The sequence below is a fragment of the Pseudomonas sp. KNUC1026 genome (assembly GCF_021650705.1).
In the GTDB taxonomy this organism is placed as follows: Bacteria; Pseudomonadota; Gammaproteobacteria; order Pseudomonadales; family Pseudomonadaceae; genus Aquipseudomonas.
Window position 1 is genome coordinate 3710572 of record NZ_CP087138.1, and the last position, 13757, is coordinate 3724328.

The window sequence follows — 13757 nt, forward strand, 5'->3', positions numbered from 1 at the left end:
GTTACCCGTACCGGTGCGCGAGGAACCCGCGCACCGGCGGTGGCATCAGCGCACGGGCGGTGCGTACTGGATACCGCCGTTCTTCCACAGGGCGTTCAAGCCGCGGTCGATCTGCAGCGGAGTGCCTTTACCGAGGTTGCGTTCGAACACCTCACCGTAGTTACCCACCTGTTTGACGATCTGCACCATCCAGTCCTTCGCCACGCCAAGGTCTTTGCCGAACTCGCCATCGGCGCCCAGCATGCGGCGCACGTCAGGGTTGGTGCTGCTCTTGGCCATTTCTTCGACATTCTTCGAAGTGATGCCGGCTTCTTCGGCATCGACCATGGCGAACAGCGACCACTTGACCACGTTCAGCCACTCGTCGTCGCCCTTGCGTACCAATGGGCCCAGAGGCTCCTTCGAGATGGTTTCAGGCATCACGACGTAGTCGGCAGGGCTCGCCAGCTTGGAGCGTTGTGCATAGAGCTGCGACTTGTCGGAGGTCAGCACGTCGCAACGGCCGCTTTCCAGCGATTTGGCGCTTTCGTCGGAGGTTTCGAAGGTGATGGGGGTGTACTTGAGGTTGTTGGCGCGGAAGTAGTCCGAGACGTTCAGCTCGGTGGTAGTGCCAGCCTGGATGCAGATGGTGGCGCCATCGAGTTCCTTGGCGCTACTAACGCCCAGCTTCTTGTTCACCAGAAAGCCCTGGCCGTCATAGTAGGTGACGCCGGCGAAAATCAGGCCCATGCCTGCGTCGCGGGAGCTGGTCCAGGTGGTGTTGCGCGACAGCACGTCGATTTCACCCGATTGCAGCGCGGTGAAGCGCTCCTTGGCGTTCAGCTGGCTGAACTTGACCTTGGAAGCATCGCCAAACACTGCAGCGGCGACTGCACGGCACACGTCGGCATCGATACCGACGATCTTGCCCGAAGCGTCTGGAACGGAGAAGCCTGGAAGGCCGTCGCTGACGCCGCACTGGACGAAGCCCTTTTTCTTCACGCCATCCAGAGTGGCCCCTGCCTGAGCCAGGCCGCTGGCGCCGAAGGCAACAGCGACGGCCAGTACTGCCAGGGTGGATTTCAACATCTTCATTCAAACCTCCAATGGGCTCTGTGTTGTGTCCGAGCTTTAAATTGCGCCGCACCCTTGTGAGGCACTTGCCGGCCCTGTGCTGGCTTGTTATTGGGCCGAGCGGCGCTACGAGCTTGAAGCGATCGGGAAAAGGTGTGCGCCTTACCGTTGAAAATCACTGCCTCGTTGCGCCGTGGATCATCCCGCTGACGCAGGCCCGTTCGCCTTGCTACCACTCGTTGGCGGAACACAATGCAACGGGGAGACCGGTCCAGAGTCTCTAGCCTGTGTGTTACCGGCTGATGAGAAACGAACGATCCTTTTTGCCTTAGCAAAGCCCATACCACACCGGGTAAAAATTCCCTTTAAGTGCGCGTCAAGCGGCAAAGTTGTAACCTTGCGACAACTTGTTCAGATATCCCCACATTGCGCCCTGATCCAGTGCACCCTTCAGTGCACAGGGCGGTAACGCTGGCACCATTTTGGAGCAACCATGACCCCACCCTTGATCCTCGAACCTACCCAACCTGCCGACGCCTGTGTCATCTGGTTGCATGGCCTGGGGGCGAGCCGCACCGACTTCGAGCCGGTCGCACGGATGCTGCAGCAACGTTTGCCCACTGTCCGCTTCGTGCTGCCCCAGGCCCCCACTCGCCCGGTGAGCATCAACGGCGGCTATCGAATGCCGAGTTGGTACGACATTCTTGCCATGAGCCCCGAACGTGCGATCGACCGGCCGCAACTCGAAGCTTCGGCGCATCAGGTCCTCAATCTGCTCGACGAACAGCAGGCCCAGGGCATCGCCCCGAAGCGCCTGCTGCTGGCGGGCTTCTCCCAAGGCGGCGCGGTGGTGCTGCACACCGCTTATATAGAAGCGGATCGGCCCATCGGCGGTGTGCTTGCGCTTTCCACCTACGCGCCGACCTTCGATGACAGCGTTGCACTCAGCGACGGCCAGCGCGCGATTCCCCTGCTCAGCCTGCACGGCGCTCACGACAACGTCGTGCTGCGGCCCATGGGCCGCTCGGCGTTCGACAAGCTCGAAGCGGCTGGCGTAGAGGCGCAGTGGCGCGAATACCCGATGGACCACGAAGTGGTGATGGAGGAGATCGACGACATCGGCGACTGGCTGGCCGCGCGGCTGGCGTAAACAGCCACCGGCGCGGCACTACGCTGCGCCCGGTTCTTGCATTACACTGCCCGGCGTACATTCCTTAACCAATCGATGAGAAGACCGTGCTCAAGGCACTCAAAAAATATTTGCAAAACCTGAGGCCGAGCCGTTGCCGGCCGCCCCGGCGCCGACCGTAGCGCCCGCTCGTGAAGCGCCTGTTGCGCCCGCCGCTCCCCAAGCCATCGCCAAGGCCCCCGAGCCTCGAAATGAACAACCGCGCCGCGAACGCGCAGCCGAGCGCCCACGCAAGCCGCGCCCTGCCAAGCCTGCCGCCCCCGCCTGGCGCCCCGAGGATTTCACAGTAGAGCCGCAGGAAGGCAAAACCCGCTTCCACGACTTCCCGCTTGGCGATGAGCTGATGCACGCCATCCACGACCTTGGCTTTCCCTACTGCACGCCGATCCAGGCCCAGGTGCTGGGGCATACGCTCAAAGGCAAGGATGCCATCGGCCGCGCCCAGACCGGCACCGGCAAGACCGCCGCGTTCCTGATTTCCACCATCAAGCAGTTGCTGCAGACTCCGCCGCCGAAAGAGCGCTTCATGGGCGAGCCGCGCGCGCTGATCATCGCCCCGACCCGCGAGCTGGTGGTGCAGATTGCCAAGGATGCCGAAGCGCTGACCCGACACGCACCGTTGAACGTCATGACTTTCGTCGGCGGCATGGACTTCGACAAGCAGCTCAAGCAGCTGGAAAGCCGTTACTGCGACATCCTGGTGGCCACTCCCGGTCGCCTGCTGGACTTCCAGCAGCGCGGCGAGGTGTACCTGGACATGGTCGAAGTGATGGTGCTCGATGAAGCCGACCGCATGCTCGACATGGGCTTCATCCCGCAGGTCCGCTCGATCATTCGCCAGACTCCGCCCAAAAGCGAACGTCAGACCCTGCTCTTCTCGGCCACCTTCACCGACGACGTAATGAATTTGGCCCGGCAATGGACGGTGAACCCGGCCATCGTCGAGATCGAGCCCGAGAATGTCGCCAGCGAAACGGTAGAGCAGCACGTTTACGCGGTGGCTGCGGCCGACAAGTACAAGCTGTTGTACAACCTGGTCAGCGACAACGGCTGGGAACGGGTGATGGTATTCGCCAACCGCAAGGATGAAGTGCGCCGCGTCGAAGAGCGCCTCGTGCGTGATGGCGTGAGCGCCGCGCAGCTGTCTGGCGACGTGCCGCAACACAAGCGCATCAAGACGCTCGAAGCCTTCCGTTCAGGGCAGGTGCGCGTGCTGGTGGCCACTGACGTCGCTGGCCGCGGCATCCATATCGACGGCATCAGCCACGTGATCAACTTTACCCTGCCCGAAGACCCGGACGACTACGTGCACCGCATTGGCCGCACTGGCCGTGCCGGTACCTCCGGGGTTTCGATCAGCTTCGCCGGCGAAGACGACGCTTACCAGTTGCCCGCCATCGAGGCCCTGCTGGGGCGCAAGATCAGCTGCGAAATGCCTGCCGACGAGCTGCTGCGGCCCGTGGCGCGCAAGGCACAGGCCTGATCGCGCTTTCAAGCCAATGGCCCCGTCGCGCGGCGAGCCGCCCTCCCACCAAAACTTCAGCAGTGCAGATCACTTGGTGGGAGGGCGGCTCGCCGCGCGACAACCCACCACCACAGTTGCTCAGCCTGTCCTCGCCTAGTTGAGCAATGTGGCCACCGCCAGCACCACGTACCAGAGCACTGCCGCGCGCTGCAGCAACGACCACAGTGCGTCCAGGCCTTCGACGGGCTGTTCGGGCGAAGCGCCGGTTGCCAACTGGCCGGCTTGGCCAACCAGTTCACGCGCACCGATGTACCAATGCAGCAGCTCTTGCAGCATCAAGCGCATCACCGCGATGAAGTTACCCACCAAGGCAAAACTGGCACCCAGCAAACGCGCCGGCAGCCAGTCCAGCGCATGGCGCAACTGCGCGGCGCGCTCGACCAGCGGCGCATGCCGGCTGTGCTCGGCCACCAGTGCCACCAGGCGATACCCCAGCACCATGACCGGCCCCAGCAAGGCATACCAGAACACCACACTGAAAAAACTCTCCAGCGCACGCCACAGCAACCAACCCTGCACCTCGCCGACCAATTGCGCAGGCGTTTCGGCGCCCACGCCGATATCACGCTCAGCAACGTGCAAGGCGGCGGTGTCGTCACCCCGGCGCCAGGCATCGCGCAGCGGGCCCAGCGCAGCCTTGGGGTCTCCTCGCCCCAGGCTGTAACCGAGCACCAGCAGGTGCACCGGCAGCGCCAGCAGGCCGTAGCCGACCGGCTTGATCACCACCAGCAGCAAGCCCAGCACCGCCATCGGTACACCGGCCAGGATCAGCAGGATCAACCAAGGATCGCGGGCCAGCGCGGGCACACGCTCAAGGCGTGCCAATTCACCCAACAGGAAACCATCACGTTGCAGGCGCTGGCGCAGCGCCGAGAACTTCTCGACCCACACGATCACCAGCAGCACCAGAAAAGTCATTTCCCCTCCTCCCGAACAACTCGGCACGATAACGCGCCCAATCGAAACATGGCCCCGGGTCGGTCTTGCGCCCCGGCGCGATGTCGCTGTGGCCGGTGATGCGTGCTGCACCGATGGCCGGAAAGCACTGCAACAGCTCGGCCGTCAGCTGTTGCAGGCAAGCATATTGAGCCTCTGTGAACGGCAACTCATCGGTGCCCTCCAGCTCTATCCCCACGGAAAAGTCGTTGCACCCTTCCCGCCCCTCGAAGCTGGACACACCCGCATGCCAGGCACGCTGGTGGCAACCGACGAACTGAGTCAGCACCCCGTCGCGCTCGATCAGAAAATGCGCCGAAACGCGCAGGTGCGCGATGCCTTCGAAATAGGGATGCTCGGCCGGGTCCAGCCGGTTCTGGAACAGCGCCGCTGGCCGGCCGGTGCCGAACTGCCCAGGGGGAGGCTGATGTTGTGAATCACCAGCAGCGAGACCTCGCCACCAGGGCGTTCATTGAAATTGGGAGAGGGACAGTGCTGTGCGCCATGGCACCAGCCTGTCTGGGGATCCAGATGGATCGCCTCGGGGAGCATAAACCGTCCTTGCCGTCGTAAACCGCTGGCCTGCGAGTATGCCGCGCAAAGGCGGCATCAGGAAGGGTTCACGCAGTCTTGAGCAAGCGCAGCCGCCCGACGACGGCGTCCATGGCGCGATCCACCAGCAGGTTGTCGTCCAGCACGCGCAGCTCGTTGCGCTGGATCGCCAGTGCCAGGGCGGCAGCCGAGCGCTCCAGCACCTTCATGCCAGTGCGGTTGACGAACACATACTTGCCCGTGCTTTCGATGATGGTGGTGAGCTTGCAGCGCAAAGGTTCGCCGTCCTCCTCCAACAACTCGACCCACGTGCCAGGGCGCAGCGCGGCAGCCTGTTGCGCCGCGGGGTCTTCATCGGAAAACTCAGGCGAAACCTCGGCCACCGTCGAAGGCGCCTGCCCCCAGCACAATCTCGCTCTCCACCCGCACCAGAGCGATATCGTCATCGCCCTGCTGCAGGGCCATGGCCGTGCGCTGGATGGCCTGCACATGCAAGGCCTCCAGCTGGCTGAAGAAATCGCTGGTGGCGAAAGGGTCGAACGCAGCGCTGGTCAACCCCTCGCGCAGCGCCTTGAGCAGGCCTGGCACCAGGCTCAGCAGGCGGTTGCGAGCCTGAATGCCATCGTGGGGCTCAACGCTCCAGACCAGGTCGTCCATGGTCTCCAGCGCAGCCTGCCACTCAGGCGCCTGTTCGCCGTGCTTGAGCCAGGTCAGCAGCAGCACCTTACTCCACGCTTCTTCCAGCAACCGCACTACTACCTGCGGCAAGGTCTTGCCCAGCAAGCGGCGGTTGAGCTCGAACTGCACATGCAACCGCGCAAGCTCAGCCCGCGCGCGGCCCTCTTCAGCGTCACGAGTGCGCTGCTCGAGCAGCTCGCTGCGGCGGCGCTCTTCTGCGGTGAAGGCCAGAAAGTCCACCAACAGCTCGGAAAACAGCGACGTGTCGTCCACGAAGTCATTGAGAAGGCGCTGCACAATCTGATCGATGCGGCCGTGCAGCGCGTCACGCTGCGAATCGTCGCGCCCGCTCCAGCCCATGGCCGCCTGGGCGATCTCGTTGAGCAAGCGCCGCGCCGGGTGGTTGGAGCGGCTGAAAAAGCTTTTGTCGAGCACCGCGACTTTCAGGATCGGGATCTGCAGGCGGCCAATCAGTGCGCGCAGCGAATCAGGCAGGTTGCGGTCATCCAGGATGAACTCGAACAACATCGCAACCAGATTGATCACGTCTTCATCGACCGTGCCCACGACACGCGCCTTGCCGCTTTTCAGGCTTACGCGGTTGAGCAGTTGCTCGAGTTGCTGGCGAAGGTCGTAATCCTCGGAGTGCTCCGGCTGCTGCGGTACGTATTGCTGAAGGTGCGACAGCAGGCGCATCAGGTCGTTGGTGGAGATGGGCATCACGGTAGCGGCCGGCTCACGGCGCACAGGCGGATTGCCACGCACCTGGTGCACCAGCTCCTGCAGGGCGGTGAACACTTCGCGGACGCTGTCATCCAGTGGTTCTTCCAACGGCATTGCCTGAGCGGGTGCAGTGTCGTCCTCGGGGGTACGCCGCCGGCCAGGGCGGTCATCGGCGCGCCGTGCAGGCGCAACCTTCAGCTCAGGCAGGATGCCAGTGGCGATCAGCAACTGGTTGGCATCGAAATACAAATGATCCGTATCGGACAGCACATAGCGATCGAACAGCTTGAGAATGATCAGCTTGACCTTGATCTCGACACCCAGCGTCTGCCCGGCCTGCACGAAGTAATCGCAGAGCATCGCCGGGCCCAGCGGGTTGCTGTCATCGGTCAGCACGCGCGGCACCAGGGCATTGAGGCGAGTGGTCAGTTGAGTAAGCGACAGGCCGTCGCGGGCCAGCACTTTGTTGACCATCGAGTCGAGCGCAACGGTACGCTCCAACTCTTCATTGGGCACCAGCGCCAGCTTGTCATAATTGAGCGGCGCAGGGCGCGAGGGACCGGTGTCGTACTGGCCTACCCGCACGAAGGCTTCATAGAATTTGTCGAGAAAACCGCGCTCGATGTTCTTGCGCTTCAGGCGCAGGTCGCGCATGGCTTCGAAGAACAAGTTCTGCTCGTTATTGCTCGGGGCCTTGTCGGCCATCTCGAAGAGCGTGTCGTCAGCATTGTCGAACAGCGCCTGCAAGCCCTCGCGCAGTTGCTGGGCGGCCTTGTCGCGCACCTGCAGCACCACCACCGGCAAGCGTGCCAGCGGCGCACTGGCAGCCGGGTCGGCCGCCGCGTTAAGGTGCACCACTTTGCCGTCGTTTTGCATGCTCGACTCCATGATCGGCGAATCCATACGCTATGAGTGAATAGCCGCGTCAAGCGCGGCCGACATGAACCGTGCAGCCTTTGAGAGGCAAACCTGAGGTTGGTTTCATCCGCTCGGCGGAAACGCCATTAAAAAGTCGCCAAATTACAGGCAGGCTACTTTCAAGGCAGGGACGGTTCTTTCGTAGAGTGATTGACAACAGAATTTGCGTTTTGCTCAGCCGTTCCGATCAAAGGCGCTTTTTCACCTGTGGAAAAACCCGCCCAAGCCGGCACCAAGGGTTCGCGCGCCTCGCCACGTGCCCTATAATCCGCCGCACTTTGCCCTGGAGCCGCCCATGCCGAACCTCAGCCTCGCCTCCCTCAGCGCCGAGATCGACGCCAACGTGCGCCGGGCCCTGGCAGAAGATGTCGGAACCGGCGACATCACCGCCCAGCTGATTCCCGAAAGCCGCCTGGCCAGCGCAACCGTGATTACCCGCGAGGCGTGCGTGATCGCCGGCAGCGCCTGGGTGGACGCAGTGTTTCGCAAGCTCGACCCGCGTGTGGCTGTGCACTGGCAAGTGGCCGATGGCGCGCGCGCCCAGGCCAACCAGCCGCTGTTCCGGCTCGAGGGCCCGGCTCGCTCGCTGCTCACCGGCGAGCGCAGCGCCCTGAACTTCCTGCAACTGCTCAGCGGCGTGGCCACACGCGCCCAGGCCTTGGCCGATCAGGTTGCGCACACCGGCGTGCGCCTGCTCGACACCCGCAAGACCCTGCCCGGCCTGCGCCTGGCGCAGAAGTACGCGGTCACCTGCGGTGGCTGCCATAACCATCGCATCGGCCTGTACGACGCTTTCCTTATAAAGGAAAACCACATCGCAGCCTGCGGCGGGATCGCCCAGGCTGTAGAGGCGGCCCATCGCATCGCGCCGGGCAAGCCGGTTGAAGTCGAGGTCGAGAATCTCGCCGAGCTGGAACAGGCCCTGGCCGCCGGCGCCGACATCATCATGCTCGACGAGCTGAGCCTGGGCGACATGCGCACCGCCGTCGCACTCACCCATGGCCGCGCCAAGCTCGAGGCCAGCGGCGGCATCAACGACAGCACCTTGAAGGTGATCGCCGAGACCGGCGTTGATTACATTTCCATCGGAGCCCTGACCAAAGACGTCAAAGCGGTCGACCTGTCGATGCGCCTGTCACTGTGATCGGCCTTTTTTCTTTCTGACATCAAGGGTGCTATGGACATCGGGCCACGACTGAAAACCGTACGTGAACGCCATCAACTCTCGCAGCGCGAGCTGGCGCGGCGCAGTGGAGTCACCAACGCAACCATCTCGCTGATCGAGCAGAACCGCGTCAGCCCTTCGGTCAGCTCATTGAAGAAGCTGCTCGAAGGCATTCCCATGACCCTTGCAGACTTCTTCGCAAGCGATGAGCCGCCTGCCGAAAACCCTTACATCTACCGCGCCGGGAGCCAGCCAGACCTGGGCCGCCGGGGCGTGCGCCTGCTGCTGGTGGGTGCCACCGTCAAGGACCGGCAGATGCGCATGTTGCGCGAGCTCTACGCACCAGGCGCCGACAGCGGCGAGCCGATCGTGCACCCCGAGGGCGAAGAGTGCGGGCTGGTCACCCGTGGCACCATCGAGCTGACCATCGATGGCGAGGTGAGCATCCTGCAGGCCGGCGACGGTTACTACTTCCCCACCACCCTGCCCCACAGCTTCAAGAACATCGGCCAGGATGAGGCGGAGATCATCAGCGCCAATACACCAGCCAACTTCTGATCGGCGCTGAAAAGGCTGCGCTAAAGATCTCGGGCAAGCTGCCGATGGCATGGCATAACAAGGGATACGGATCGTCCGCGGGTTGCACAACCACCCCCAAACGCCTTCGCTCCGAGACCATTGCCATGTCCATCAAACGCTCCCTCAAGGCCCGCATGCTCGCCCTCATCGGCGGCAGCCTGCTGGCCATCCTGTTGATTTCCGTCGCCTGCTTTCACTTCCTCGCCGGCAATGTGCGCGACTACCGCGCACTGGTCGACGGCCCTGTGCGCACCTCGCAACTGGTCGAACAGGCCAACCTGCAATTCAAGATCCAGGTACAGGAGTGGAAGAACGTGCTGCTGCGCGGCAAGCAGCCGGCCGACCTGGACAAATACTGGAGCCAGTTCGAAGCCCGCCACCGTGATGTGCAGAACCTGCTCGGGCAGCTGGCTGCACAGCCGGGCCTGGCCGCTGAAGCCAAAGGCCAGATCGACCAGTTGCGTGAAGGCCACCAGGCTTTGCTCGCGCAATATGCGCGTGGCCGTGACACCTTCGTCGCGGGCGGCGCCGACCCTATCGCTGGTGACAAGAGCGTGACCGGTATCGACCGCGCCATCAGTGACCAGATGAGTGCACTGGCCAAACGAATCGCCGAAGACGCCAAGGCGCAAGCCGAGGGTATCAGCGCCACTGCCGAGCGAACCGTGTGGCTGGGCTTCTCGGTGCTACTCGCCTCCGGCGTGCTGATCGCATTGCTCAGCCTGTGGCTGGTGAGCCGGCAATTGGTGCAACCGATCACCCAATTGATCGGCTATGTCGACGACCTCAGCAAAGGCCGCTTCGCCGAACGCGTGAGCAGCGACCGCGAGGACGAGCTGGGCCGCCTGGCCAATGCCGCCAATACACTGCGTGACTTCCTCGCCGAAACCTTCACTCGCCTCAAGCGCAACGCTACCGAGCTCGACGGCGCAAGCTCCGAGCTGCACCAGATCGCCCGGCAGATGGCACAGGGCAGCGAGGAGCAGTTCCAGCGTACCGACCAGGTGGCCACGGCCATGACAGAAATGTCCGCCACCGCCCAGGAGGTGGCCCGCCACGCCCAGGACGCCGCACAGGCGGCCGATGATGCCGACGCTTCGGCTCGCCAGGGCGATCGGGTGATGAAGACGACCATCGGCGCCATCGACCACATGCGCCGCGAAATAGAAACCACCGCCGAGGTGATCCGTAAGCTGGAAAACGACAGCGGCCGCGTCGGCAAGGTGCTTGAGGTGATCCGTGGGATTGCCGAGCAAACCAACCTGCTGGCCCTGAACGCCGCCATCGAGGCCGCCCGCGCGGGCGAGGCGGGCCGCGGTTTTGCCGTGGTCGCCGACGAAGTGCGCAGCCTGGCGCAACGCACCTCCTCGTCCATCAGCGAAATCAACCAGATCATCGACGCCGTGCAGCTAGGCACCACCGATGCGGCCAAAGCCATCGAAAGCGGCCAGGCCCGCAGCAGCGAAAGCGCCGAGCACATCAACCGCACCAGCGAGATCCTGCACCAGGTGAGCGAGGCGATCGAAGCCATTCGCGGCATGAACCGCCAGATCGCCACCGCGGCCGAGGAGCAGACGTCGGTGGCCGAGGACATTGCGCAGAACCTCACGGAAATCACCGCGATCGCCAGTGAGAACCAGCAGAGCGTGCAGCGCACCGAGCAGGCGAGCGGGAACCTGAATCGGTTGTCGGGGCAGATGAGTGAATTGACAGCGCGGTTGGGGGGCTGACACGTCGCGCGGCGAGCCGTCCTCCCACCGAATTTGTGGGAGGCCGGCTTGCCGCGCGCCGTGTAACGGGCGACAGCTCCCCACCAAAGTTCAGCCGCGCGACGAGCACACTCTCAAAACTCCAGCCGCTTTTCCTTCGACGGCGGGTGCCCGAAATACGCGGTGTAGCACTTGCTGAAGTGGCTGGGCGATACGAACCCGCAGGCCACTGCCACCTGCACGATCGACAGCGTCGAATGCTGCAGCAGCCGGCGGCCTTCTGTCACTCGCAGTTCCAGGTAGTAACGCAGCGGCGTGGTGTTGAGCTGGTCTTTGAACAGCCGCTCGATCTGCCGCCGCGAACGGCCGACGTAACCGGAGATCTGTGCCAGGTCCAGCGGCTCCTCCAGGTTCGCCTCCATCAGCTTGACCACATCGCGCAGCGGTGCGGTCATCTTCACCCGCAGCTTGGGGTTTACCCGGCGGTAGCGCGAGGCTTCGAAGGCCAGGATGTCGACGATGCCGTCTACCAGGTCAGTGCCCTGCTGCAAGCCGATCCATTCCAGCACCATGTAGAACGCCCCGTTGGGGCTGGCCGCAGTGAAGCGGTCGCGGTCGACCATGTAGCTTTCGCTGGTGACCTGGCTGTGCTGGGCGGTTTCGGCCAGGGCCGGGCGATGTTCGGGATGGATGGCACAGCGGTAACCGTCGAGCAGGCCGGCGTGGCCGATGAACCACGCACCATTCCACAACCCACCCAGGGCAATGCCCTTCTCCGATGCCTTGCGCAGCAGCACCTTGAGCTCGGCGTGGGCACGCAGCGGCGTGCGCAGGCCACCGCAGATCACCAGCAGGCTCAGGCCCTCCAGGCTGGCGGCGCTCAGCGCCTGGTCCGGGCGGATGACGATGCCCAGGTCGCTGCACACCTCCGCCATCTCCAGGCTGAACGTGGTGGTGCGAAACAGGTTGGGCCGCAGCAGGTTGGCCGTCACCAGCGTATCCAGTGCCTGAGTGAATGCCGGCAACGAGAAGTGATCGAGCAACACGAACCCCACATGGGCGCAGCCGGTCGGCGCCGCTTGCCCACCTTGCAGGTAGCGCAGGTTCTTGCCCTTGATGCCGCCGCTGAAAGTGCGCCGTTCCATGATGTTTCCCCACAAAAACCGGTAGTGCGCCTGAAACAACGACCGCCGCTTGAGCAGCGGCGGTCGTCAACGGATCAGGCAACGCGTTCAGGTATTACGAAGCGTCGATCCAGATGGTCTTGAGCTCGGTGTACTGGTCGTGCGCCCATTGCGATTTGTCACGCCCGCCAAAGCCCGACTCCTTGTAGCCGCCGAACGGCGTGGAGGCATCGCCCTCACCGAAGCAGTTCACGGTGACGATGCCGGCCCGGATACCGCGCGAGAGCTTCAGCGCATTGCGCAGGTTGCCGGTGTAGGCAGACGCCGCCAGGCCGTAGTTCGTGTCGTTGGCAAGCTCGATGGCTTCTTCCAGGGTTTCGAACGTGGTCACGCTCAGCACCGGGCCGAAGATCTCCTCCTTGAACAAGCGGCTTTCGGGCGTTACGCCATCGACGATGGTCGGCTGTACATAGACGCCCTGCTCGGTCTGCCCGCCGGTTACCACCCTGAGCTGCGCCTCGCTGGCGTGCTCCAGATACGAGCGCACCTTTTCGAAGTGCGCCTTGCTGACCATCGAGCCCAAGCGGTTGTCCGGGTCGAGCGGGTCGCCCAGTTTCCAGTCGCGCAGGTGCACCTGCACCCGCTCGAGCAGCTCATCCTTCACCTGGCTGTGAACGATCAGGCGCGAAGAGGCCGAGCAGTTTTCGCCCATGTTCCAGAACGCGCCGTTGACTACGTGCTGGGCGACCTGGTCGATGTCTTCGACATCATTCATCACCACGGCCGGGTTTTTACCGCCCAGCTCCAGCACCACACGCTTGAGGTTCGACTCGGCGGCGTACTTGAGGAACAGCCGGCCGGTGTCGGTGGAACCGGTGAAACTGACGCCGGCGATGTCCGGGTGGCGGCCAATCGGTTCGCCGGCCTCTTTACCGCTGCCAGGCACCACGTTGAACACGCCCGCAGGCACGCCGGCCTGGTGAGCCAGCTCCGCCACGCGCAGCGCGGTGAGGGTGGTTTCCTTGGCCGGTTTGACCACGATCGAGCACCCGGCGGCCAGCGACGGGCCGATCTTCCAGGCCAGCATCAGCAGCGGGAAGTTCCACGGCAGCACCAGGCCCACTACGCCGATCGGCTCGCGCACCACCATCGTGACGGCACCGTTGCCCACGGGCGCGGTGGCGTCGTAGATCTTGTCGATCAGCTCGGCATGCCAGCGCAGGGTGTGAATGGTTTCCGGTACATCGATGTTCTGGCACTCGCGAACGGGCTTGCCGCTGTCCAGGCTCTCGAGCACCGCCAGTTCGTGGGCGTGGTCTTCAAGCAGTTGGGCAAATTGTTGCAGCACCGATTTGCGCGCCGCCGGGTGCAGCCCGCTCCAGCGGCCGTCCTCGAATGCGGCCTTGGCGGCCGCCACTGCAACGTCCACGTCCTGGCTGTCGCAGGCGCTGATGCGTGCCAGCTCGGCGCCCGTGGCCGGGTTGGTGGTCACGAAGGTGTTGCCGCTTTTGGCGGCGACGAATCGCCCATCGATGAACGCCTGGGTGCGCAGCTCAAGGCTCGCGGCGATGTCGGCGTAGGCTTGTTTGCTCAGCAGGTCGGCCAT

General features: G+C 63.8%; 9 protein-coding genes and 3 pseudogenes. 6 read left to right on the forward strand and 6 right to left on the reverse strand.

All coding sequences use genetic code 11. The features are described from left to right. Positions 1-45: 45 nt before the first annotated feature. A complete protein-coding gene (locus LN139_RS17410) occupies positions 46-1074 on the reverse strand; it encodes an amino acid ABC transporter substrate-binding protein (protein ID WP_236355376.1) in 1029 nt (342 codons plus the stop codon). A gap of 472 nt (positions 1075-1546) precedes the next feature. On the opposite strand from LN139_RS17410, the gene LN139_RS17415 reads away from it, so the two are divergent. Both LN139_RS17415 and rhlB read left to right on the forward strand, forming a co-directional pair. Beyond that, positions 1547-2203 carry an alpha/beta hydrolase gene (locus LN139_RS17415; RefSeq protein ID WP_236355377.1) on the forward strand — a complete coding sequence of 219 codons (657 nt, stop codon included), beginning with the start codon at positions 1547-1549 and terminating at the stop codon, positions 2201-2203. 133 nt (positions 2204-2336) lie between these two features. Beyond that, the gene (rhlB, locus tag LN139_RS17420; protein WP_236355378.1) at positions 2337-3725 is read left to right on the forward strand and encodes an ATP-dependent RNA helicase RhlB; all 1389 of its coding nucleotides are present in this window, start codon (positions 2337-2339) and stop codon (positions 3723-3725) included. Positions 3726-3860: 135 nt separating this feature from the next. Here the strand turns inward: rhlB and ampE are convergent, their stop codons facing one another. The 3 genes and pseudogenes from ampE to LN139_RS17435 all read right to left on the reverse strand — a co-directional run bounded on the left by ampE (position 3861) and on the right by LN139_RS17435 (position 7532). After that, a complete protein-coding gene (ampE, locus tag LN139_RS17425; protein ID WP_236355379.1) occupies positions 3861-4685 on the reverse strand; it encodes a regulatory signaling modulator protein AmpE in 825 nt (274 codons plus the stop codon). 16 nt (positions 4686-4701) lie between these two features. Beyond that, positions 4702-5240, reverse strand: a pseudogene (gene ampD / locus LN139_RS17430) (1,6-anhydro-N-acetylmuramyl-L-alanine amidase AmpD); the annotation flags it as partial. A gap of 83 nt (positions 5241-5323) precedes the next feature. Next, positions 5324-7532, reverse strand: a pseudogene (locus tag LN139_RS17435) (DUF1631 domain-containing protein). A 337-nt stretch (positions 7533-7869) separates the two neighbouring features. On the opposite strand from LN139_RS17435, the gene nadC reads away from it, so the two are divergent. The 4 genes and pseudogenes from nadC to LN139_RS25800 all read left to right on the forward strand — a co-directional run bounded on the left by nadC (position 7870) and on the right by LN139_RS25800 (position 11048). Beyond that, positions 7870-8718 carry a carboxylating nicotinate-nucleotide diphosphorylase gene (gene nadC, locus LN139_RS17440; protein ID WP_236355380.1) on the forward strand — a complete coding sequence of 283 codons (849 nt, stop codon included), beginning with the start codon at positions 7870-7872 and terminating at the stop codon, positions 8716-8718. A gap of 33 nt (positions 8719-8751) precedes the next feature. Continuing rightward, entirely contained in the window at positions 8752-9297 is a 546-nt protein-coding gene (locus tag LN139_RS17445; protein WP_236355381.1) for a cupin domain-containing protein, read from the forward strand. A gap of 608 nt (positions 9298-9905) precedes the next feature. Further along, a pseudogene (locus LN139_RS25795) lies at positions 9906-10115 on the forward strand (methyl-accepting chemotaxis protein); the annotation flags it as partial. A 228-nt stretch (positions 10116-10343) separates the two neighbouring features. After that, positions 10344-11048 (forward strand): methyl-accepting chemotaxis protein, encoded by a 705-nt coding sequence (locus LN139_RS25800; RefSeq protein WP_442964448.1) that lies wholly within the window; start codon positions 10344-10346, stop codon positions 11046-11048. 113 nt (positions 11049-11161) lie between these two features. Here the strand turns inward: LN139_RS25800 and LN139_RS17455 are convergent, their stop codons facing one another. Continuing rightward, the gene (locus LN139_RS17455; protein ID WP_236355383.1) at positions 11162-12172 is read right to left on the reverse strand and encodes a GlxA family transcriptional regulator; all 1011 of its coding nucleotides are present in this window, start codon (positions 12170-12172) and stop codon (positions 11162-11164) included. Positions 12173-12266: 94 nt separating this feature from the next. Next, positions 12267-13757 (reverse strand): aldehyde dehydrogenase, encoded by a 1491-nt coding sequence (locus LN139_RS17460; protein ID WP_236355384.1) that lies wholly within the window; start codon positions 13755-13757, stop codon positions 12267-12269.

Bases quoted from the DNA above. Each gene is read 5' to 3' on its own strand.
- LN139_RS17410 (WP_236355376.1), bottom strand. From the start codon at position 1,074: ATGAAGATGTTGAAATCCACCCTGGCAGTACTGGCCGTCGCTGTTGCC.
- LN139_RS17415 (WP_236355377.1), top strand. From the start codon at position 1,547: ATGACCCCACCCTTGATCCTCGAACCTACCCAACCTGCCGACGCCTGT.
- ampE (WP_236355379.1), bottom strand. From the start codon at position 4,685: ATGACTTTTCTGGTGCTGCTGGTGATCGTGTGGGTCGAGAAGTTCTCG.
- nadC (WP_236355380.1), top strand. From the start codon at position 7,870: ATGCCGAACCTCAGCCTCGCCTCCCTCAGCGCCGAGATCGACGCCAAC.
- LN139_RS17445 (WP_236355381.1), top strand. From the start codon at position 8,752: ATGGACATCGGGCCACGACTGAAAACCGTACGTGAACGCCATCAACTC.
- LN139_RS25800 (WP_442964448.1), top strand. From the start codon at position 10,344: ATGTCCGCCACCGCCCAGGAGGTGGCCCGCCACGCCCAGGACGCCGCA.
- LN139_RS17455 (WP_236355383.1), bottom strand. From the start codon at position 12,172: ATGGAACGGCGCACTTTCAGCGGCGGCATCAAGGGCAAGAACCTGCGC.
- LN139_RS17460 (WP_236355384.1), bottom strand. From the start codon at position 13,757: ATGGCCGACCTGCTGAGCAAACAAGCCTACGCCGACATCGCCGCGAGC.